The sequence below is a fragment of the Alkalihalobacillus sp. NPDC127517 genome, from assembly GCF_050276055.1.
GTDB lineage: Bacteria > Bacillota > Bacilli > Bacillales > Bacillaceae_D > Alkalicoccobacillus.
This window is the reverse complement of record NZ_JBNNQX010000029.1, coordinates 1-18,623: the sequence shown is the minus strand read 5'-3', so window position 1 is coordinate 18,623 and position 18,623 is coordinate 1. Positions and strand designations below refer to the sequence as shown.

Sequence of the window (18,623 nt, the reverse complement as noted above, 5' to 3'; positions counted from 1 at the left end):
TACTTGCATCTTAACGGAGGACTTTTTTTGTGTAAATAGGTCAAAAGAAAACCCACAGGAATGCTCCTACGGAACAGAACGCGGTGAAGACACTGCAGCGGCGCCTTTTCCGCGGAAGGGGCTGAGGCCGTTCCCGTGGAAAGCGAGGGATTCTCCTGTAGCGGATATTATGCTATGTTCGTGTTTTGCTAGCCACGTTAATGTTAAGTCTCATCGTCTTTTTTTAAATCACTAATTTAGATTGAACATAATGATAAAGCAATGTACCGGTGTGGTCCAATGAATCACGATGCGTACGCTCATACGCATGTGAGGAATCAATACCCGGTCCCACAAGTCCATGAACGATATCATGACCAGAACGAATAGCCGCTGATGCATCTGAACCGTAGTATGGATAGATATCCAGCTTATAATCTACTTCGTGCGTTTCAGCCAAGCTAACGAGATGCTTACGAAGCAAGTAATGGTAAGGCCCACTTGCATCCTTAACACAGATCGAAGCAGAGTATTCATCTGTTGATTGGCCGTCGCCCATCGCTCCCATGTCTACCGCAAGATATTCAACTGTTTCTGGTGATATACTCGCGTTTCCTCCGTATCCGATCTCCTCATTGTTTGAAATTAAGAAATGAGTCGTGTATGGAAGAGTAATCCCCTCTTCTTTTACTCGTTTGATTAACTGAAGCAACAGAGCAACGCTTGCTTTGTCATCAAGATGTCTTGATTTTACATAGCCACTTTCTGTTTCCTCTACGCGCGGGTCAAATGAAATAAAGTCACCCACTTCAATGCCCAATTGTCGCACGTCATCCGCAGAGTGAACACGCTCATCTAAACGGATTTCCATATTCTTCTGGTTGCGCTCAGCTGTACCAGCCTCCTTATATACGTGAACAGAAGTCTGATGCATAAGAATCGTTCCAGTAAACGTAGCCCCTGATGATGTCTCAATTTGACAGTACTCTCCTTCTATCGCGTTATAGCGAAAGCCGCCAATCAAATCCATGCGCAAGCGTCCGCTAGGCTTGATCTCTTTTACAATGGCCCCTAATGTGTCAACATGCGCTGTTAGCATCCGATGCTGGCTTATATCCTCTCCAGGAATCGTAGCTAAAAGTCCACCTTTACGATTGAGCCTGTTTTCAATTCCTAGATCGTCCAAATACGATTTTACAAATTGGATCACTTCATATGTATTTCCGGTTGGGCTTGGAATCTGCACAAGCTCTTTTATTAACTTAACTGTTTCTGTTACGCGATTGTCTGTCATCTTCATACCCCCTGTATGTACATACGTATACGATACCGCTTTAAAAAAGAAGTTTCAACTCTCATAGATGAAACCGCTATAAAACAAAAAAATAATTATAGAAAGGAATATAGCACACCAGCCGCTACAGGAGAATCCCTCCACTCGTTTTACTATAAACACGAATGGCGAATGATTCGATTGTAGAATCATTCGCCATTCGTGTTGATCTTTAGTTATGTCCCAGCTTTCCTTACGATAATTTTACAGATACATACTTCGTTTCAAGGTATTCTTCAATTCCTTGATGGCCACCTTCGCGTCCAAGACCACTTTCTTTCCAGCCTCCAAATGGTGCTTGAGCTGCAGATGGACCTCCATCATTTACGCCTACAATTCCGTAGTCGAGCTTCTCAGCTAGTTTAATTGCTTTTGTTAGATTCTGAGTAAATAAATAAGCTGCAAGACCGTATGGAGTAGCATTGGCACGTTCGATCGCTTCGTCCTCTGTTTTAAATGTAGAGATCGGAGCAAGTGGTCCAAACGTTTCTTCCTTCATACAAACCATATTGTCTGTTACACCAGAAATCACTGTTGGCTCAATGAATTGTCCATCTTTGCGATTTCCACCAACAACAACTTTTGCTCCTTTTTCTGTTGCATCTCTAATATGCTCCATGACCTTCTCAACAGCGTCTTCATCGATTAAAGGACCAATATCTGTCTCTTCATTTAACCCTTCACCTACAACAAGCTTAGAAACAGCTTCTGCAAATTTCTCTGTAAAAGCTTCTTCAATCTCTTCAGCTACAAAGATTCGATTCGCACAGACACATGTTTGACCACCATTTCTAAATTTAGAAGCAACAGCCTGCTCAGCAGCAAGATCTAGATCGGCATCACTCGTCACAATTAACGGTGCATGTCCACCCAGTTCAAGCGACAGCTTCTTCATTGTTTCAGATGCACCACTCATCAGCTGCTTCCCAATTTCGGTTGAACCAGTGAAAGTCAGCTTGCGAACGCGACTATCTGACTGCCACGCTTCAGAAATTTCACTGGAGCTACCTGTTACGACATTAATAACACCTTTCGGAATACCAGCCTTTTCAGCCAACTCAACAAGCTTTAGAGCCGTCAGTGGCGTTTGGCTTGATGGCTTAAGCACTGTTGTACAACCCACAGCAAGAGCCGGTGCTAGTTTACGAGTAATCATTGCCGCTGGGAAGTTCCATGGCGTAATCGCTGCGACCACTCCGACTGGTTGCTTGATAACAAATAAGCGCTTGTCTGTAGCTGATGCAGGAATCGATTCTCCGTATACACGTTTGCCTTCCTCGGCATACCATTTAATAAAGGAATTTGAGTACGCAATCTCTCCTGTCGCTTCTTTTAAAGGCTTTCCTTGCTCCTCAGTCATTGTACGAGCAAGCTCATCCTGATGCTCTTCAATTAAAGCATGCCATTTTTCTAACAGCTCACTTCGTTCGTAGGCTGTTTTGGCCGCCCATTCAGGAAACGCTCCGTGCGCCGCATCAACGGCCGCCTTTGCCTCGCGCTCTCCGCCCTTTGGCACCTGATCTACTAACTCGCCTGTCGCAGGATTATAAACATCTGTTTTTTCAAGCTCTTCCCCGATCCATTCACCGTTTATATAAAAATTCATTTGATGTTGCCTCCTTTGTTCTTCTCTACCTCACTATTCCTGTTTCAGAGAGAACTTAAACAAAGGTTAATAGATCATTTCACCGAGTGGCCCATCGTCTTGAATGACTGACTGCAGGTCATAAACAGAAATCGGAAAATAGGTAAACCCATACACATAAGCTTGTAACTCATACAAGTCAAAAAACAGAACGAGTGATTTGTCTGCAAGATACCACTTTTGATTTGTGGTAATACCCGTGAATGGATTTAATAAATCAAGATCTCTTGTTTTGATTTGCGCTTCAATAATGCGGTTTAACGTTGCCTCATAGGAAGAACCAGGTTTAAATAACTCACTTAGTGTATAGATTTGACCTGTAGCTATATTCATTGTTAATGTTTCTTGAACTGTCATGCCATGTGCGCCGCCGCTATAATAATACAACCGGTTCATTAGGCTTAAAATATTGCGTTGGTTGTTTTTAATCTCATACCCGCCCGTAAGTGTTGTGTCCCGCGGAGGCTCGTTATATCCCGTATCCTGTATCATTTTATGCACTTGTTGATTAATGGCTTGGTTCAGTTCATGCTGCACACGTGGAGTTTGTAATTGAACAATTTCAGGATAATAGATATCCAGCCTACTTGATAGCATGTGACGCGTAACAATTTGAGCAGGGAGAATAGATGTATTCATACATTCACTTCCTTTAGTGTTTTTAGAAGTGTATGCGGGTAAGAGGTAAGGGCATTACATTAAAATCGATCATAAAACACGAACATAGCACTTTATCCGCTTCGGGAGAATTTCTCGCTTTCCGCGGGTACGGCCTCAGCCCCTACCGCGGAAAGACCACCGCTAAAGTGTCTTCACCACGTACTGTACCGCAGGAGTCTCGAATTCTCCCTCCGCTAGTTTCTTGAAAACACAAACAGGCAAATGATTCATCGTAAGAATCATTTGCCTGTTTAATTGATTCGATCGTGTTGTCCTTGCCTATTCTAAAAAGTGCTTATTCTGGTGAAGTCACTAGTTGCTCACGTGCTTGTTTGGCAGCGGCCACCATTACTCTTAGTGCTTCAACTGTTTCCTTCTCTTTACGTGTTTTGAGTCCGCAGTCTGGATTAATCCAGAATAATGTTGGATCAAGTACAGAAAGGGCACGACTAATGTTGCGATCGATTTCCTCCTGAGCTGGAACACGCGGGCTATGAATATCGTATACACCTAAGCCAATTCCTTTGTTATACGTAAAGTCTTCAAATGCTGAGATAAGCTCTCCGTGGCTTCTTGATGTTTCAATTGAAATGACATCTGCATCCAATGCATCAATGGATTCAATAATGGCCTGGAAATCTGAGTAGCACATATGTGTATGAATTTGCGTTTCAGGTTGAACCGTAATCGTAGACAAACGGAACGCCTCTACTGACTGCTTAAGATACGCTTCTGTTTTCTCCTTTTTCAAAGGAAGTCCTTCACGGATCGCTGGTTCATCCACCTGGATCAGGTTAATCCCTTCCTTCTCGAGCTCTTCCACTTCTTTGCGCAGAGCCAGAGCAATTTGATTTACAACCTGACCTTCAGAAATATCAGTACGTGGGAAAGACCAATTAAAGATGGTTACAGGACCCGTAAGCATTCCCTTAACAGGACGATCTGTTTGTCTTTGTGCATAGGCTGTTTCCTTTACAGTCATTGGTTCAATAAATGCAACATCACCGAAAATCACTGGTGGCTTTACGCAACGTGAACCGTACGATTGTACCCAACCAAATTTCGTGAATTGGAAACCAGCCAGCTTTTCTCCAAAGAACTCAACCATATCCGTACGCTCAAACTCACCATGAACAAGAACATCGATATCAAGATCCTCTTGAATCTTAATCCACTTATCAATTTCGTCGCGGATAAATTGTTCGTATTGAGCTGATTCAAGCTCTCCCTTTCTCCACTTCAAGCGCTTTTGACGCACTTCTTTTGTTTGTGGAAAGCTTCCAATTGTTGTTGTAGGCAGAAGAGGGAACTGATATTTCTCTTGTTGTAAACGCAGGCGCTCAGTCGCTTCTACGGCACGAGTTGGAACAGATTCTCCAATTTCTTCAAGTAATGCGCGTACTTCTTCGTTGTTACGGCTTGAAGACTCATTCAGGGATCTTACCGCTTCAGCACTTGCCTCAAGGGTCTCTTCATCTTTTACATCATTTGCTACATCAGCAAGAGCAACAAGCTCCTCAAGCTTTTCATCCGCAAAGGAAATCCCAGCTTTTAAGAACTCTGGAAGCTCTTCTTCTAGCTTCACAGTAACCGGTACATGAAGTAAGCTGCACGATGGTTGAAGAATAAGCTGTCCTTCACCAACTAATACACTCAATTGATCAACAACGTGCTTCACTTCTTTAAGATCCGCCTTCCAAATGTTACGTCCATCAATAATACCAGCAGCTAGAATTTTACCAGATGGTAAGCCGTACTTTGCGACTTGCTGCAGAGATTGCCCCTCGTCATGTACAAAGTCTAAGCCAATTCCTTGTACTGGTAAGTTAACGATGGCTTCGTAATCGTCCAATGCTTCAAAATACGTTTGCAGCAACAGGTTCACTTTAGGTGCCGCTACATCAAGCTGAGCGTACACCTCTTGCAAAAGATCTAAGTCAGCATCTGTTACCTGACCATTTAAGAAAGGCTCATCCACTTGAACCCAAGCAACATGACTTGCCTCTAGTTCTTTCAGTAATTCTGCATACAAAGGTATAAATGAACGAATTAAATCCTTCTCAGATAGTCCCGTTTGATTTTTTGATAGTTTGACAAAGCTCACAGGACCTAAGATCACTGGTTTTGTTTCAATATCAAGCTCTGCTTTCACTTCGTTATATAATTCTAAAACACGGTTATGTACAAGTGTTGTCGGTGCCTTTGTAATCTCAGGAACGATGTAATGATAATTGGTGTTGTACCATTTTGTCATTTCAGAGGCAACAGCCGAATCCGTTCCACGTGCTACTGCAAAGTATGTGTCTAAATCGACCTTACCACCGTTATACTCAAAACGATCAGGCACCAAGCCAAATGAAACCGCAGTGTCCAGAACGTGATCATATAAACTGAAATCTCCTACAGGAATCAAATCAATTCCCGCATCCTTTTGCTTTTTGATATTTGTCAGACGAATTTCTTTTAGAGACGCTAGTAGTTCTTCTTTGGAGGTGGTATTCGCCCAATAGCTTTCAAGACTCTTTTTCCATTCTCTCTTTTCTCCAATTCTCGGATATCCAATGTTTGAACTTCTCACCTTTGGCATCTTCGCTCACTCCTCTTTTTTGTCTCTCAACCTAACAAACTCTAATCACAAACCATCTAAGCAGATCACTCCAAGGGAATAAAAAATGCCTCCTTCTAGTAAAAGAAAGAGGCATTGAATATCTCAATAAACGTTCCCCTTATCTTTCAAAGTGTTTCCACCTTGCTGGATTTAGCACCTTTTCCATTCAGAATGGTTGCTGAAGCTTCGCCGGGCCAGTCCCTCCGCTTCTCGTTATAAGAGCATTTCATTATGTTATGTTGAATTGAATTTACTTTAGCACGAGAAAAGCAAACTGTCAAAACAATTTTGAAAGTTTGCGATTGTTCGTCAATATTTGCGTTTTTTAAATCACCTATGTGAAAATAGATCCAGATCCTAGTAAAATATGAAAGGTGTGTACATATGACAAGTGAACAATCAACGCAGTCCAGCTATCCAAAACGGGCACTTATTGGTTTAATACTTGGACCTATTCTATTCCTGTTAGCCTACCTTTTGATCCCATCTAGCCAACTGGATCATGCCCCACGCTTTGTTCTTGCTATTACATTACTCATTGCAACCTACTGGGTAACAGAAGCTGTTCCAATGGCCGTTACCTCTTTAATTCCTCTAATTGTCATACCATTAGTAGGTGCAGCTGATATTGATACGGTTGCCGCCTCATATAGTAACCCGACGATTTTCATGTATGGTGGAGGCTTTGTCATTGCTATTGCACTACAAAAATGGAACCTACATAGACGAATCGCTCTTTCAATCATAGATATGATTGGAACAGAGAGCCAACGGATTGTACTTGGTATCATCTTATCTACTGCGCTTTTATCTATGTTTGTTTCAAATGCTGCAACCGCTTTAATGATGCTCCCCGTTGCTCTTGCACTCATTTCAGAGGTAAAAGAAAAAGAGATTCTAAAAGGAACAAGTTTACAGAACTTCTCTAAAAGTATTCTTTTATCTGTTGCGTATGCTGCGACGATTGGTGGCCTGGCTACACTCGTTGCCGCCGTGCCAAATGCTATTTTCGCAGAGATTTCCCGCTCACAACTTGATCGAACTGTTGCTTTTTATGAATGGTTATTATTCGCTGGACCGGTCGCTGTTATTGTACTCGTCTTTCTTTATTTCTATCTTACAAAAATGAAATTTAAAGTCGAAACAGAGAATAAGGATCAGACCATTAATTTTATAAAAGAAGATAAGAAAAAGCTCGGTAAAATGACACTTGATGAAATTTGGGTTGCTGTTGTTTTTGGGGTAACTGTTTTTCTCTGGGTGTTCAAAACACTTGTTTTTCCTGAGAATATTGCTGCAAATCTTCATGATGGTGCGATCTCTGTATTTGGCGCTGTTTCACTTTTCTTTATACCGAGTACAAAAAAGGGAGAAAGAATCCTTGAGTGGCGAGACTTAAAAGAACTACCATGGAGTGTGTTAATTTTGTTTGGTGGTGGGCTTGCACTTGCTTCAAGCTTCGGTGCATCTGGTCTTAATGATTGGATTGGAGAAACCCTGCAGATGCTTGAATCTTTCACTCCATTTATTATTATTCTCCTGCTTGTTGTGATCGTTTTATCCATGACTGAAATCTTATCAAACACAGCTGTTGCCAATCTGGTCTTACCTCTTTGTGTGGGACTTGGAATCGCGGTTGGCATGGATCCACTTCTCTTGATGGCTGCAGCTGCTTTATCTGCAGGCTCATGTTATATGTTACCTGTTGCCACTCCACCTAATACAGCCGTGTTTAGTGCAGGTGTATTAGATGTAGCTGACATGGCAAAAGCGGGTGTATGGCTGAATCTCTTTTCTATCATTGCTATTACACTTGCAGTTTACTTCTGGATGCCAATTGTTTTTGGACTATAATAAAAAAATGGCGAACGCCCCTTCCAACGGGTAGCGTTCGCCATTTAATTTTATTCTTGCATTGGAATCTCATGCTGCTGATGCACACTCGCAAAATAGTGTAAGTGGTGCACCATCGTCTGAACTTGATTCATCGTAAATTCATGTTTATATCCTTCTGCTTCAATGAATGATGGGCCTGGACCTGCCTCTCCTAACCAGTACGCCGCTGTAGCTGGAGGGATCGTTAATCCGATATGAGAAAGTCCAAATACAATAGATGAAATAGCATTTTTAGCACCATCCTCATTTCCTGTTACAATGACACCTCCCACCTTGTTATATAAAAATGGTTGCCCTTTTTCGTTTGTAATACCTGTGCTTCCGTATAGACGCTCCATTACTTTCGTAGCAATGCTCGATTTCTCTCCTAGCCAAAGCGGTGTACCAATAACAACAATGTCCGCTGCTTTTATTTTTTCAATAATCGTTGGCCATTGGTCGCCAAGTCCTGCATCATCAACGATTCCATAGCCTACTTGATAATCGGCGACACGTACCACTTCAGTTGAGACCTTCTTTTCTTCAAGACGACTTGTTACTTCTTTGATAAGCGCTTCGGTATTTGACTCATCCTCGCTACTCTTTTTTAAAGAGCAATTTAAAAACAACGCATGAATAGACATATTCAGGTCTCCTTTTATTTGACTAGTCTTCTATTACCATTCACAAGGGACCTAAAACATCGTTTAAATAAAACAAAACCCCTTATGCAGCTAAGTCGCCACATAAGGGGTTTTAAACTCTATTTTATTACCAGGCTGCAACCTCTCCATCTGATCGATGCTCAGTTCCACCTGATAACACACCTGTTTCTGGGTCCCGCCAAATAATCTGACCTCTTCCAAACCCGCCTTCATCAACAGCAATTTCCACTTGATGTCCTTTAGCAGCAAGTGCTCTAGTCATCTCAATTGGGAAGCTTGCCTCCACTTGAACCTTCTTCTCCTTCGTCCAAAGCCATCTCGGGGCATCAAGTGCCGCTTGAGGATTTAATCCAAAATCAATTGTGTTCATTACGACCTGAACATGACCTTGAGGCTGCATGAAACCACCCATTACACCAAACGGACCAACGGCTTCATCGCCCTTTGTTAAAAATCCAGGAATAATCGTATGATACGTTTTCCGACCCGGTTTCAAGTAATTATGGTGCTTCTCATCTAGTGAGAAGTTGTGTCCTCTATTCTGCATAGCAATTCCTGTTCCAGGGATTACGATGCCTGATCCAAAGCCCATATAGTTACTTTGGATAAATGAAACCATGTTTCCATCACCATCAGCTGCTGCCAAATAGACCGTTCCACCAGAAGGCGGTGTTCCAGGCTCAGGCATGATCGCTTCCTCACCAATTAACGCTCTTCTTTGCGCTGCATATTCATCGGATAAAAGCTCTTCCTTTGAAACCTTCATTTCTCTTGAATCTGTAATAAAAGCCATACCATCAACAAAAGCCAGCTTCATTGCTTCAATTTGTTTATGATACGTATCAACTGAATCTCTTACTGCAAAATCAAACCCTTTTAAAATATTGAGGGCTTCTAGAGCAATCAGGCCTTGCCCATTAGGCGGAATCTCCCACACATCGTAGCCTCTATACTCTGACTTAATCGGCTCAACCCATTCAGGCTGGTAGGCTTTGAGATCCTCTTTTGTTAAATGTCCGTTATGCATTGCGAAAAAAGCATCAATTTTATCGGCAATTTCCCCAGTGTAAAACGACTCAGCGTTTGTCTCCGCAATTTGACGAAGCGTTTCGGCATGACCAGGAGACTTCCAAATCTCCCCTTCACGAGGCGCACGACCATCTGGTGTAAAGGTTTCAAACCAATGCTTAAACTCGTCACCTGTAAGTTTCGTACGGAAACTTTTAGCCGCCTTTTCCCAATACTTCGCGAGTGTTGGTGAAACAGGATAGCCATTTTCCGCGTAATCAATCGCAGGCTTTAATACCTCTTTCAGTGATAGCTTACCAAATTTCTTAGAAAGCTCTGCCCAACCACGCGGCGTTCCTGGAACCGTTACAGGTAATACTCCGTATGTAGGAAGTTCTTCTGTATACCCTGCTTCCTTCACTGCTTCTGGTGTTAAACCCATTGGTGCTTGTCCACTTGCATTCAGACCGTGAAGCTTTCCCTCTGTCCAAACGAGTGCAAATGCATCCGAGCCGATACCATTCGACGTCGGCTCCACTACTGTTAGGCAAGCAGCCGTCGCAATCGCTGCATCGATTGCATTTCCTCCTGCTTTAATAATATCAAGGCCTGCTTGAGCCGCTAAAGGCTGAGATGTTGCTACCATCCCCTTTTTTCCATATACAACATTTCGTTTTGATGCGTAAGGATAAGCTAAATCTGTCACGTTCTTCACTCCAATAAATGAATTGTTTCTAACATTATGTATCTATTAAGTATAGGGGTAAATTGTTCATTTGTCCAAATTGCGAAATAGTTCCGATTAAAAAGAAAACCAGCGGGGCGAGCCACTGGTTTTCATTCATTACATATTCTTTAGTGCTCCAGGTAATAATCTGTTTAATGCAACTAGACGGCTGCTTGATAAAGCAAGAAGAATTGAACATGCGAGTAGGACAAGATCTAATTCAAATCCTCCTAAAAATCCTCCATCAGCTTTCACTTGAAAGATGGCGGTCACCATAATAGCTGCAAAGACAATGCTAACAACCCGCGTAAGTAAACCAAGAATTAATGCAAGTCCTCCAAGGATTTCAGCAAACGTCACAAGATAAGCTAAGAATCCTGGAAAACCCATGCCTTCGAACATAGCAACCGTCCCATCTATTCCACCATTAAACTTGTCCATCCCGTGAATTAAAAATGTAATACCAACCACAACTCGTAAAACGAGCAGTCCTATTTCTGTTTTCATCATCCACATTCCTTTCTAGCAATAATATCTGCTAGTTTCCTATACTTAAGCGTTCATTTAAAGTACGCACCTTTAAGTAACATAGTATCTAAATGAAACTAATTGATGATACAAGGTTAAATGAGCCAGTCAGAAATCTTTACATAATTTTTATAGAATTTTAGTAAATATCACTTCAAATTTTGATACCATAATACGAGAGACAAATAGAGTTTCTACTTGTCTACTATAATAAAACCCAATGGAGGTAGTTTATGGATAGCGTATTTTCTTGGCGAGTTCCAAGAGTCTTTTCAATGGTTGCTGTGTTGTTTCTTCTTTTTTCTTTTTTGAATCACGCACAGGCAAACGAAGAAATTGATTTAACCATTCTACATACCAACGATATTCATGCAACGTTTGATGAATATGCAAAGGTTTCAGCCTACGTTAAGGAGCAACGCGCATCGTCTGATCATCTTCTGTACTTAGATGCTGGAGACGCAGTGAGTGGGAATCCGGTTGTAGACTTGAATCTAGGAAAACCAATTTACGAGGTTTTTAACCTAGCAGGAGTGGACGCTCTAGCGATTGGGAACCACGAATTTGATTTTGGACAAGAAGCATTAATTGAAAATATGAATATTTCTGAGTTCCCTTGGTTAGCAGCTAACCTTGATGTTGGTGATACTGGGGTTGAACAAACAAAGCCTTACGAAATTTTTGATGTAGATGGACTTTCTGTGGCTGTCTTTACAGTTACGCAAGCACCACCTGCAACTGCTCCTGCGAACACGGTTGGAATGACGTTTGATGGGAACTATGCTGAGGTCGCTAAAAGCTATCAAGATGAACTTGAAGAGCAAGCGGATGTTATTATCGCAATGACTCACATAGGCTTTGACAATGACAAACGTCTTGCTGAGCAAGTCGATTACTTTGATCTGATCGTTGGAGGGCATTCACATACATCATTAAATGCTCCAAATGTTGTGAATGGCACGCCTATCGTTCAAACAGGCTCTAACCTGAACAATATCGGGAAAGTAACTCTTACGTACGATGAAGCAACCGATTCCGTTGTAAATACAACAGGTGGTCTTGTATCTGTCTCATCATTAACAGCTGTTGACGCGGAAGTACAAGCTGTAATTGATGGATATAATGCTGAGATGGAAGACTTACTAGGAGAAGTAGTTGGTACATCTAATAATGGCCTCTCAAGAGATGGGCGTGCGAATGGAGATGCTCCACTAGGTAACTTCTGGACAGATGCCATGCGTGATATGGCCGATAGCGATTTCGCCTTTACAAATAATGGCGGGATCCGTGCAAGTATTGAAGCTGGTGACGTGACACTAGGTGACATTTATCAAATCGAACCTTTTGCAAATGAAATCATGGTTATTGAAATGACTGGTCATGCGATTAAAAATGTTCTTGATTTCTCTTATTCGCGAGACAATCGCAATTCCATTGACCTGCAGGTATCTGGTCTAGAATATAACATTCTAACTGGTCCAACGGGCAGCTTTGCAGATGTTACCCTTACTAAAGATAATCAACCACTTAACCTTGATGACACGTATAAAGTAGCTGTGGCCGATTACATCGGTACGGGTGGTTCTGGATATAACTTTGAAGGAACAGTCCTTTCCGAAACAGTTGGACTAATGACAGAAGCAATGAAAAACTTTGCTTACAAACTAACTGCTGAAGGAAAGACGCTTGATTATTCCCGAGAAGGTCGCATTAAGATTTCAGTTGACCCTACCGCACCAGTACCAGGTGAAATCATAGGCTCAACAGAAACTGGACTCTACTCTGCGAACAAAAATAGAAGTGACGTAGGATTGGGGAATCTTTACACTGACTCTATTCGCGAAAAAGCAGGCACAGACATTGGTCTACTAAACGGGTCGTCTGTTACTGGTGAAATTCAGCCAGGACCAATTACTGATCAACAAATCGAATCTCTAGATGGATTTGGAAACGTCATTGTCTCAGTTGAAACAACTGGATCAAAAATTAAAGATATTATTTTAGAGCAAGCAAAATACCGTCGAGGTGTAGATGTTCAAGTCTCTGGAATCGGTTATAACTTAATGACCAATGAGAGTGGAGCCATCACTGACGTTGAGATTACCCTTGAAAATGGCGATGCATTTGATGTAAATGCTACGTATACAGTAGCTTATAACGATTACATGCATGGTGCTGCATTCTATAATCTGAATTCAGAAACGATTGAATCGGATTTAGGTCCTGTATGGACATCTGTAGTGGATTATGTTGCAGCACAAGAAGCACCAATCAACCATGAAGAAGGCAGTCGTGTAACGATTGATGGCGAAGGTTCCGAAGATGATCCTTCAGGACTACGCACCGTAGCACAAGCTATTGCAAATAATAGTGGAACAGCTAAAGTAAAAGGCTATATCGTCGGATCAATTGTGAACTCCTCTCCTGTTATTGGAGAAGGTACACATGCACCTTCAAACCTTCTACTAGCTGATTCACTTGATGAAACGGATCGTACGAAAATGCTTCCTGTACAGCTTGTAAATGGAACGGCCGTCCGTAACGGATTAAACCTTCCTTCACATCCAGAGAATCTTGGAAAGCTAATTACAGTAACAGGTTCACTGGAAGCATACTTTGCAACACCAGGTATGAGAGCTCCAACAACATTTACGTTTGAAGAAGCTGAACCTGAAATTCCTGAAGAACCTGAAGTTCCAGGTGAACCCGAAGAGCCAGAGCTTCCTGAAGATCCTGAAGCTCCAGCTTGTGAATTCGCAGCATGGGATGCAGCGAAAACATATGTAGCCGGTGATAAAGTAGAACATAATGGTGATTTCTACGTGGCACAATGGTGGACTCAAAACCAAAATCCAACAGACAACTCAGGAAATTGGGAGGTTTGGCAAAAGGTAATCGATTGCTACGAGATTCCAGAAGGACCTCAAGAATGGAATGCGAAAACCATTTATGACACTGGCGATCAAGTGGTTGTTGATGGTCAAGTATATGAAGCCAAATGGTGGACGCTAGGACAAAACCCAGCTGATCATTCTGGTCAATGGGATGTTTGGAAGAAAATCAATGATTCAGAGCAAGAAGGTCCCCAAGAGTGGAATGCTGAAGCCGTCTATACAGAAGGTGATCGTGTAACACACGAAGGAAAGCTGTATGAAGCCAAATGGTGGACACAAAATCAAAGCCCACATAACAACTCAGGAAACTGGGACGTGTGGACAAAGATTAAGAACTAAAATGAAAAGCCAGCACATGAAAGTCGATGTGCTGGCTTTTATTTGTTCATCCATTCTTCGAGTGTTCTATTAAATAAATCTGGCTCAGCAAGTGGAAACCCGTGTTTAACAGTAGGGACCGTTATAAGCTCCGACTGAGAAACCGCCTTTTGAAGTTTTTCTACAGAGTTTGCAAGAAGCTTTGTCTCCTTCTCACCAATTGTAATGAGGAACTTCCCCTTATAGTGTTCTAACCCATCCGGCAGATCATAGCTTAAATTCTCATTCATAATCAATTGAAGCTCAGCATTCGTTACGTTTTTAGCCCCGGCAAAATATTCTTCAAACTGTTCTTCAGGAATATATAATTCTTTCGCCTGCTTTTGCGAAAACACTCTACTTTTAGGAAGTATATTAAATAATGGAAGAAGCGGTACAACCAGTTTTTTAAGAAAGGGCCTCGGTTCCATGTATCCACTATTAAACATGACAAGGTGAAACCATTCTGGCTTACGAGCACACATCTCAAGTGCAATTTGCGCTCCCATGGAGAACCCGACAAGGATCAATCGTTGATCTTTTTGTATACGTTTCTGTAACTCATTGAGGAATTGATCCGCCCACTCGTTCACTAGCTGATGTTTTGAAAACGTATAGGTGGGCACAAAACAGTCAAACGACTCCTTAAAGTACTCGACCTGCTTATCCCACATCCAGCCCCCTACCCCTGCTCCATGGATAAAGACAATTAAGGCTTTTTTTGATTCCATATGTCACCGCACTTTCCTATCATCTCCTCCTTTTATTATAACGAAAAAATAGTAGCTGTTATCTACGTTGGGAAAATAAATATTTTTACGTTTCGGTCATAGGACAACCCCACTTTTGGAAAAGCTACAACTACGTAGGTATCTCATAAGAAGGGAGGAACTCTTATGAAGTTTTACATTAAAAAGGAGGATGGTAGTTCAAATCGTAAAAAAGAAACAATGATCGAAATACCTGCCCCCTTTATCATTGCCGTTGCTGCAGCAGCAACAAGTGTTGTGACCGTATTATTAAACCTTTAACCTTATGAACAACGTTACCTAAACAAAGAAGAGCCACTTAGTTAAGTGAGCTCTTCCATTTCTAATTAAAGTGCTTTTCATTGTACTCATTTATTTCATCAGCCGTTAACAATCGTGTTGCTTTTCCGACTGTTCCATTTTGCAGCTTCCAAATAGAATTATGGTCAGATACTGCGTTAGAGAAATCACCGTCGTTCCAATACGATAGAATCGATACATATAAGGAGCCTTCGTTATATGAGCTTTCTTGTTGGCTAGCAACATGGAGAAGGCGCTCTAACCGGTCTTCTGTAATCTCTATCTTTCCCCACTTTTGCTCCGCGTAAATAAGTCCATGTGCCATGTGATGAATTGTCGTCTGCATGTTGGACTCAGTCATTGAATCCGGAAATAACTCTTCCAGATCTTCATTCGCTGTTTCTTTTAAGATCACTTCCGGGACATCAATGTCATCAACCTCTTCAGATTCAACCTGGCCAACTTCCTCTGCGTCAGCAGTCTTCGTATTAACCGGTTTATTTGCAAATTCAAGTAATCCAAAAACCAAAGCCGCAGTCAGAGCCAAAGAACCGACCGTAATACCACAAATCGTTAGTACTTTCTTCATTTAAGAATCCTCTCTTTTCGTTAGACGTTGCATGTCTTGAATCAGTTCAGGTGTCTCCGTGAACACGTAGATTTGATAGCGTTGATTGTGCTTATTCCTCATCGTATGTAAAAAGTCATGCCCACACTTAATTAGATCAATCGCAAGGGATTTTTTATAAATGTTCTTCTTACCAGGGGACTTTACACCTAATTCATTCGCTGATTTACCGTACATTCCACATCACACCTTTTCCAATCTTTGAAGCTATGTAAGTCAAACAAGGGACTTTAAACACTTATTATATCTAGGACAATAGAAGGTTTCTGTCAGTTTGTGTCGAGGTAATGTGTGAAAGTATGTAATCAAAATTAGTGCGTTACGATATACCTCACTGGACCTTTAAACACTTCTTTTACATGCCAGTTCAGATAGAACTCATTTGGCTTATAAAGTGGATCGATAGGTGTTTTACTTTCTTACCATGGTATCTCATGAGCCAGTCATCGAACCCATGAGTACCATGAGCTAACTTCGAGACAAGAATTTCTTTTTCATCTGAGAAAGTGAATACGCCTTGATCAAAAAGCTTATGGTGCATCGTACATAGGGCTAAGCCATTCTCCTCAACATTCGGCCCCCCTGCTTGATGCCACTTAATATGAGCTGCTTCTACTCCCACTAAACGATGACCATGACGTACATTAAAGCCGCATATCGCACAGCTATACTCATAAGTCTGTAAGAGTTTCTCTCTGAATCTCGGATCTCTTTGCTTTCGTTTCACATAGACTGATGTTAAACCCACAGCTTGTAGAATATCTTCATGCAGAGATTCAGCAAAATGCTCATGTAATAAAAAATCAGACACTTGCTGTATTAAGTAATGATTTAAATTAAAATGATTGATAATATCCTTTTTAAATCCACCTTTTTATTTTGTTAATAATTATATATAGCCAACAAAAAAAGACCTAAGAACTCAGTAAAAACTGATTTCTTAGGTCTTTCTCTTGAAACATATTGAATCCGTATACCGGTGGCCGGGGTCGAACCGGCACTCCAGAAGGAACACGATTTTGAGTCGTGCGCGTCTGCCAATTCCGCCACACCGGCAAATGGCACGCCCGAGAGGACTCGAACCTCTAACCTCTTGATTCGTAGTCAAGTACTCTATCCAATTGAGCTACGGGCGCATGAGACATTTAAAATTAAGTTGATGCCGAGGGCCGGACTTGAACCGGCACGGTAATCACTTACCGCAGGATTTTAAGTCCTGTGTGTCTGCCCATTCCACCACCCCGGCAGGCAGATAAAAAACAAAAAAAAAGGCGGTACCCGGATTTGAACCGGGGATAAGGGTTTTGCAGACCCGTGCCTTACCACTTGGCTATACCGCCGTAGAAAAGCGGAAGACGAGATTCGAACTCGCGACCCCCACCTTGGCAAGGTGGTGTTCTACCACTGAACTACTTCCGCAAATAATGGCTGGGCTACCTGGGATCGAACCAGGGAATGACGGAATCAAAATCCGTTGCCTTACCGCTTGGCTATAGCCCAAAAAGGGCGACTGATGGGAATTGAACCCACGAATGCCGGAATCACAATCCGGTGCGTTAACCACTTCGCCACAATCGCCATATTTTTCAAATCATTTAAGTTTTAAATTGGCAGGGGCAGTAGGAATTGAACCCACACCGGAGGTTTTGGAGACCTCTGTTCTACCTTTAAACTATGCCCCTAAATGGTGGAGGGGGGCAGATTCGAACTGCCGAACCCGTAGGGAGCGGATTTACAGTCCGCCGCGTTTAGCCACTTCGCTACCCCTCCAAAGCAATAACAATGATACACAATTCCATTCTGTTAGTCAACAGCCACTTTTCAAAGAATAAGTGGTGCCGGCCAGAGGACTTGAACCCCCAACCTACTGATTACAAGTCAGTTGCTCTACCAATTGAGCTAGGCCGGCAAATGGTGGCTCAGGACAGAATCGAACTGCCGACACACGGATTTTCAGTCCGTTGCTCTACCAACTGAGCTACTAAGCCACACTACTATTCAAATAAAATGGCGGTCTGGACGGGACTCGAACCCGCGACCTCCTGCGTGACAGGCAGGCATTCTAACCAACTGAACTACCAGACCAATGGTAATTGCGGGAGGAGGATTTGAACCTCCGACCTTCGGGTTATGAGCCCGACGAGCTACCAGACTGCTCCATCCCGCGACGTTATCAATTTAACTAAATGGTGGAGGATGACGGGCTCGAACCGCCGACCCTCTGCTTGTAAGGCAGATGCTCTCCCAGCTGAGCTAATCCTCCTGGGTAATAATTATGTATGAAGTAATGGTGACCCGTACGGGAATCGAACCCGTGATACCGCCGTGAAAGGGCGGTGTCTTAACCGCTTGACCAACGGGCCATTTATATAAGTAAGAGATTAGCTGGCGGAGAGCGAGGGATTCGAACCCTCGAGACGGTTCTACACCGCCTACACGATTTCCAATCGTGCTCCTTCGGCCAAACTCGGACAGCTCTCCAGAATAATGGCTCCACAGGTAGGACTCGAACCTACGACCGATCGGTTAACAGCCGATTGCTCTACCACTGAGCTACTGTGGAATAATATATAAGCCCGGCAACGTTCTACTCTCGCAGGGGGAAGCCCCCAACTACCATTGACGCAGAAGAGCTTAACGGCCGTGTTCGGCATGGGAACGGGTGTG

At 42.4% G+C, this 18,623-nt stretch carries 13 protein-coding genes, 17 tRNA genes, 1 rRNA gene, 1 pseudogene and 1 riboswitch; of the genes and pseudogenes, 3 read left to right on the top strand and 29 right to left on the bottom strand.

Features of this window, described 5'->3' with window-relative positions:
* Nucleotides 1-223 precede the first annotated feature (223 nt).
* The 4 genes from ACQKKO_RS21200 to metE all read right to left on the bottom strand — a co-directional run bounded on the left by ACQKKO_RS21200 (nucleotide 224) and on the right by metE (nucleotide 6,204).
* Nucleotides 224-1,273: a M42 family metallopeptidase gene (locus tag ACQKKO_RS21200; RefSeq protein ID WP_498650654.1), complete on the bottom strand. Its 1,050-nt coding sequence runs from the start codon at nucleotides 1,271-1,273 to the stop codon at nucleotides 224-226.
* 232 nt (nucleotides 1,274-1,505) lie between these two features.
* A complete protein-coding gene (locus tag ACQKKO_RS21195) occupies nucleotides 1,506-2,918 on the bottom strand; it encodes an NAD-dependent succinate-semialdehyde dehydrogenase (RefSeq protein ID WP_498650652.1) in 1,413 nt (470 codons plus the stop codon).
* A gap of 66 nt (nucleotides 2,919-2,984) precedes the next feature.
* Nucleotides 2,985-3,596, bottom strand: a complete 612-nt coding sequence (locus tag ACQKKO_RS21190) for a DUF3298 and DUF4163 domain-containing protein (protein ID WP_498650651.1) — start codon at nucleotides 3,594-3,596, stop codon at nucleotides 2,985-2,987.
* Between the two features lie 316 nt (nucleotides 3,597-3,912).
* Complete coding sequence (gene metE / locus ACQKKO_RS21185; protein ID WP_498650650.1) at nucleotides 3,913-6,204, bottom strand: 5-methyltetrahydropteroyltriglutamate--homocysteine S-methyltransferase; 2,292 nt, start codon at nucleotides 6,202-6,204, stop codon at nucleotides 3,913-3,915.
* Between the two features lie 136 nt (nucleotides 6,205-6,340).
* Nucleotides 6,341-6,447, bottom strand: a riboswitch (SAM riboswitch).
* Between the two features lie 162 nt (nucleotides 6,448-6,609).
* Between metE and ACQKKO_RS21180 the strand changes: the two genes are divergently transcribed.
* Nucleotides 6,610-8,079: an SLC13 family permease gene (locus ACQKKO_RS21180; RefSeq protein ID WP_498650648.1), complete on the top strand. Its 1,470-nt coding sequence runs from the start codon at nucleotides 6,610-6,612 to the stop codon at nucleotides 8,077-8,079.
* Nucleotides 8,080-8,129: 50 nt separating this feature from the next.
* Here ACQKKO_RS21180 and ACQKKO_RS21175 read toward each other — a convergent pair whose 3' ends face one another.
* From ACQKKO_RS21175 to ACQKKO_RS21165, 3 genes are all read right to left on the bottom strand, one after another.
* Entirely contained in the window at nucleotides 8,130-8,744 is a 615-nt protein-coding gene (locus tag ACQKKO_RS21175) for a flavodoxin family protein (RefSeq protein WP_498650646.1), read from the bottom strand.
* Nucleotides 8,745-8,871: 127 nt separating this feature from the next.
* The gene (ggt, locus tag ACQKKO_RS21170; RefSeq protein ID WP_498650645.1) at nucleotides 8,872-10,488 is read right to left on the bottom strand and encodes a gamma-glutamyltransferase; all 1,617 of its coding nucleotides are present in this window, start codon (nucleotides 10,486-10,488) and stop codon (nucleotides 8,872-8,874) included.
* A gap of 129 nt (nucleotides 10,489-10,617) precedes the next feature.
* Complete coding sequence (locus ACQKKO_RS21165) at nucleotides 10,618-11,007, bottom strand: DoxX family protein (protein WP_498650642.1); 390 nt, start codon at nucleotides 11,005-11,007, stop codon at nucleotides 10,618-10,620.
* A gap of 254 nt (nucleotides 11,008-11,261) precedes the next feature.
* Between ACQKKO_RS21165 and ACQKKO_RS21160 the strand changes: the two genes are divergently transcribed.
* Nucleotides 11,262-14,261 carry a 5'-nucleotidase C-terminal domain-containing protein gene (locus ACQKKO_RS21160; RefSeq protein ID WP_498650640.1) on the top strand — a complete coding sequence of 1,000 codons (3,000 nt, stop codon included), beginning with the start codon at nucleotides 11,262-11,264 and terminating at the stop codon, nucleotides 14,259-14,261.
* A gap of 38 nt (nucleotides 14,262-14,299) precedes the next feature.
* Here the strand turns inward: ACQKKO_RS21160 and ACQKKO_RS21155 are convergent, their stop codons facing one another.
* Nucleotides 14,300-15,010, bottom strand: a complete 711-nt coding sequence (locus ACQKKO_RS21155; protein ID WP_498650638.1) for an alpha/beta fold hydrolase — start codon at nucleotides 15,008-15,010, stop codon at nucleotides 14,300-14,302.
* 165 nt (nucleotides 15,011-15,175) lie between these two features.
* Here ACQKKO_RS21155 and ACQKKO_RS21150 point away from each other — a divergent pair, with 165 nt between their 5' ends.
* A complete protein-coding gene (locus tag ACQKKO_RS21150; protein ID WP_273753080.1) occupies nucleotides 15,176-15,310 on the top strand; it encodes a hypothetical protein in 135 nt (44 codons plus the stop codon).
* Nucleotides 15,311-15,371: 61 nt separating this feature from the next.
* Here the strand turns inward: ACQKKO_RS21150 and ACQKKO_RS21145 are convergent, their stop codons facing one another.
* The 21 genes and pseudogenes from ACQKKO_RS21145 to rrf all read right to left on the bottom strand — a co-directional run.
* Entirely contained in the window at nucleotides 15,372-15,917 is a 546-nt protein-coding gene (locus ACQKKO_RS21145) for a DUF6241 domain-containing protein (protein ID WP_498650634.1), read from the bottom strand.
* Nucleotides 15,918-16,133 carry a hypothetical protein gene (locus ACQKKO_RS21140; RefSeq protein WP_203086190.1) on the bottom strand — a complete coding sequence of 72 codons (216 nt, stop codon included), beginning with the start codon at nucleotides 16,131-16,133 and terminating at the stop codon, nucleotides 15,918-15,920.
* A gap of 134 nt (nucleotides 16,134-16,267) precedes the next feature.
* A pseudogene (locus ACQKKO_RS21135) lies at nucleotides 16,268-16,827 on the bottom strand (phosphorothioated DNA-binding restriction endonuclease); the annotation flags it as partial.
* 103 nt (nucleotides 16,828-16,930) lie between these two features.
* A tRNA-Leu gene (locus ACQKKO_RS21130) sits at nucleotides 16,931-17,012 on the bottom strand.
* A gap of 3 nt (nucleotides 17,013-17,015) precedes the next feature.
* A tRNA-Arg gene (locus ACQKKO_RS21125) sits at nucleotides 17,016-17,092 on the bottom strand.
* Nucleotides 17,093-17,116: 24 nt separating this feature from the next.
* Nucleotides 17,117-17,202: transfer RNA gene (locus tag ACQKKO_RS21120), tRNA-Leu, on the bottom strand.
* Nucleotides 17,203-17,225: 23 nt separating this feature from the next.
* A tRNA-Cys gene (locus ACQKKO_RS21115) sits at nucleotides 17,226-17,296 on the bottom strand.
* 7 nt (nucleotides 17,297-17,303) lie between these two features.
* Nucleotides 17,304-17,375 (bottom strand) — tRNA-Gly (locus ACQKKO_RS21110).
* Between the two features lie 6 nt (nucleotides 17,376-17,381).
* Nucleotides 17,382-17,456: transfer RNA gene (locus ACQKKO_RS21105), tRNA-Gln, on the bottom strand.
* Between the two features lie 5 nt (nucleotides 17,457-17,461).
* Nucleotides 17,462-17,534 (bottom strand) — tRNA-His (locus tag ACQKKO_RS21100).
* Nucleotides 17,535-17,564: 30 nt separating this feature from the next.
* Nucleotides 17,565-17,638, bottom strand: a tRNA-Trp gene (locus ACQKKO_RS21095).
* 3 nt (nucleotides 17,639-17,641) lie between these two features.
* Nucleotides 17,642-17,726: transfer RNA gene (locus ACQKKO_RS21090), tRNA-Tyr, on the bottom strand.
* 63 nt (nucleotides 17,727-17,789) lie between these two features.
* Nucleotides 17,790-17,865: transfer RNA gene (locus ACQKKO_RS21085), tRNA-Thr, on the bottom strand.
* Between the two features lie 3 nt (nucleotides 17,866-17,868).
* Nucleotides 17,869-17,944 (bottom strand) — tRNA-Phe (locus tag ACQKKO_RS21080).
* Between the two features lie 20 nt (nucleotides 17,945-17,964).
* Nucleotides 17,965-18,041 (bottom strand) — tRNA-Asp (locus ACQKKO_RS21075).
* Nucleotides 18,042-18,049: 8 nt separating this feature from the next.
* Nucleotides 18,050-18,123: transfer RNA gene (locus ACQKKO_RS21070), tRNA-Met, on the bottom strand.
* Between the two features lie 20 nt (nucleotides 18,124-18,143).
* Nucleotides 18,144-18,219: transfer RNA gene (locus tag ACQKKO_RS21065), tRNA-Val, on the bottom strand.
* Nucleotides 18,220-18,244: 25 nt separating this feature from the next.
* Nucleotides 18,245-18,319, bottom strand: a tRNA-Glu gene (locus ACQKKO_RS21060).
* Between the two features lie 23 nt (nucleotides 18,320-18,342).
* Nucleotides 18,343-18,437, bottom strand: a tRNA-Ser gene (locus ACQKKO_RS21055).
* Nucleotides 18,438-18,444: 7 nt separating this feature from the next.
* A tRNA-Asn gene (locus tag ACQKKO_RS21050) sits at nucleotides 18,445-18,519 on the bottom strand.
* 11 nt (nucleotides 18,520-18,530) lie between these two features.
* Nucleotides 18,531-18,623 (bottom strand): 5S ribosomal RNA (rrf, locus tag ACQKKO_RS21045); the annotation flags it as partial.

What these genes read in the sequence shown, in the direction of transcription:
- ACQKKO_RS21200 (WP_498650654.1), bottom strand. Translation starts at nt 1,273, where the DNA reads ATGACAGACAATCGCGTAACAGAAACAGTTAAGTTAATAAAAGAGCTT.
- ACQKKO_RS21195 (WP_498650652.1), bottom strand. Translation starts at nt 2,918, where the DNA reads ATGAATTTTTATATAAACGGTGAATGGATCGGGGAAGAGCTTGAAAAA.
- ACQKKO_RS21190 (WP_498650651.1), bottom strand. Translation starts at nt 3,596, where the DNA reads ATGAATACATCTATTCTCCCTGCTCAAATTGTTACGCGTCACATGCTA.
- metE (WP_498650650.1), bottom strand. Translation starts at nt 6,204, where the DNA reads ATGCCAAAGGTGAGAAGTTCAAACATTGGATATCCGAGAATTGGAGAA.
- ACQKKO_RS21180 (WP_498650648.1), top strand. Translation starts at nt 6,610, where the DNA reads ATGACAAGTGAACAATCAACGCAGTCCAGCTATCCAAAACGGGCACTT.
- ACQKKO_RS21175 (WP_498650646.1), bottom strand. Translation starts at nt 8,744, where the DNA reads ATGTCTATTCATGCGTTGTTTTTAAATTGCTCTTTAAAAAAGAGTAGC.
- ACQKKO_RS21165 (WP_498650642.1), bottom strand. Translation starts at nt 11,007, where the DNA reads ATGAAAACAGAAATAGGACTGCTCGTTTTACGAGTTGTGGTTGGTATT.
- ACQKKO_RS21160 (WP_498650640.1), top strand. Translation starts at nt 11,262, where the DNA reads ATGGATAGCGTATTTTCTTGGCGAGTTCCAAGAGTCTTTTCAATGGTT.
- ACQKKO_RS21155 (WP_498650638.1), bottom strand. Translation starts at nt 15,010, where the DNA reads ATGGAATCAAAAAAAGCCTTAATTGTCTTTATCCATGGAGCAGGGGTA.
- ACQKKO_RS21150 (WP_273753080.1), top strand. Translation starts at nt 15,176, where the DNA reads ATGAAGTTTTACATTAAAAAGGAGGATGGTAGTTCAAATCGTAAAAAA.
- ACQKKO_RS21145 (WP_498650634.1), bottom strand. Translation starts at nt 15,917, where the DNA reads ATGAAGAAAGTACTAACGATTTGTGGTATTACGGTCGGTTCTTTGGCT.
- ACQKKO_RS21140 (WP_203086190.1), bottom strand. Translation starts at nt 16,133, where the DNA reads ATGTACGGTAAATCAGCGAATGAATTAGGTGTAAAGTCCCCTGGTAAG.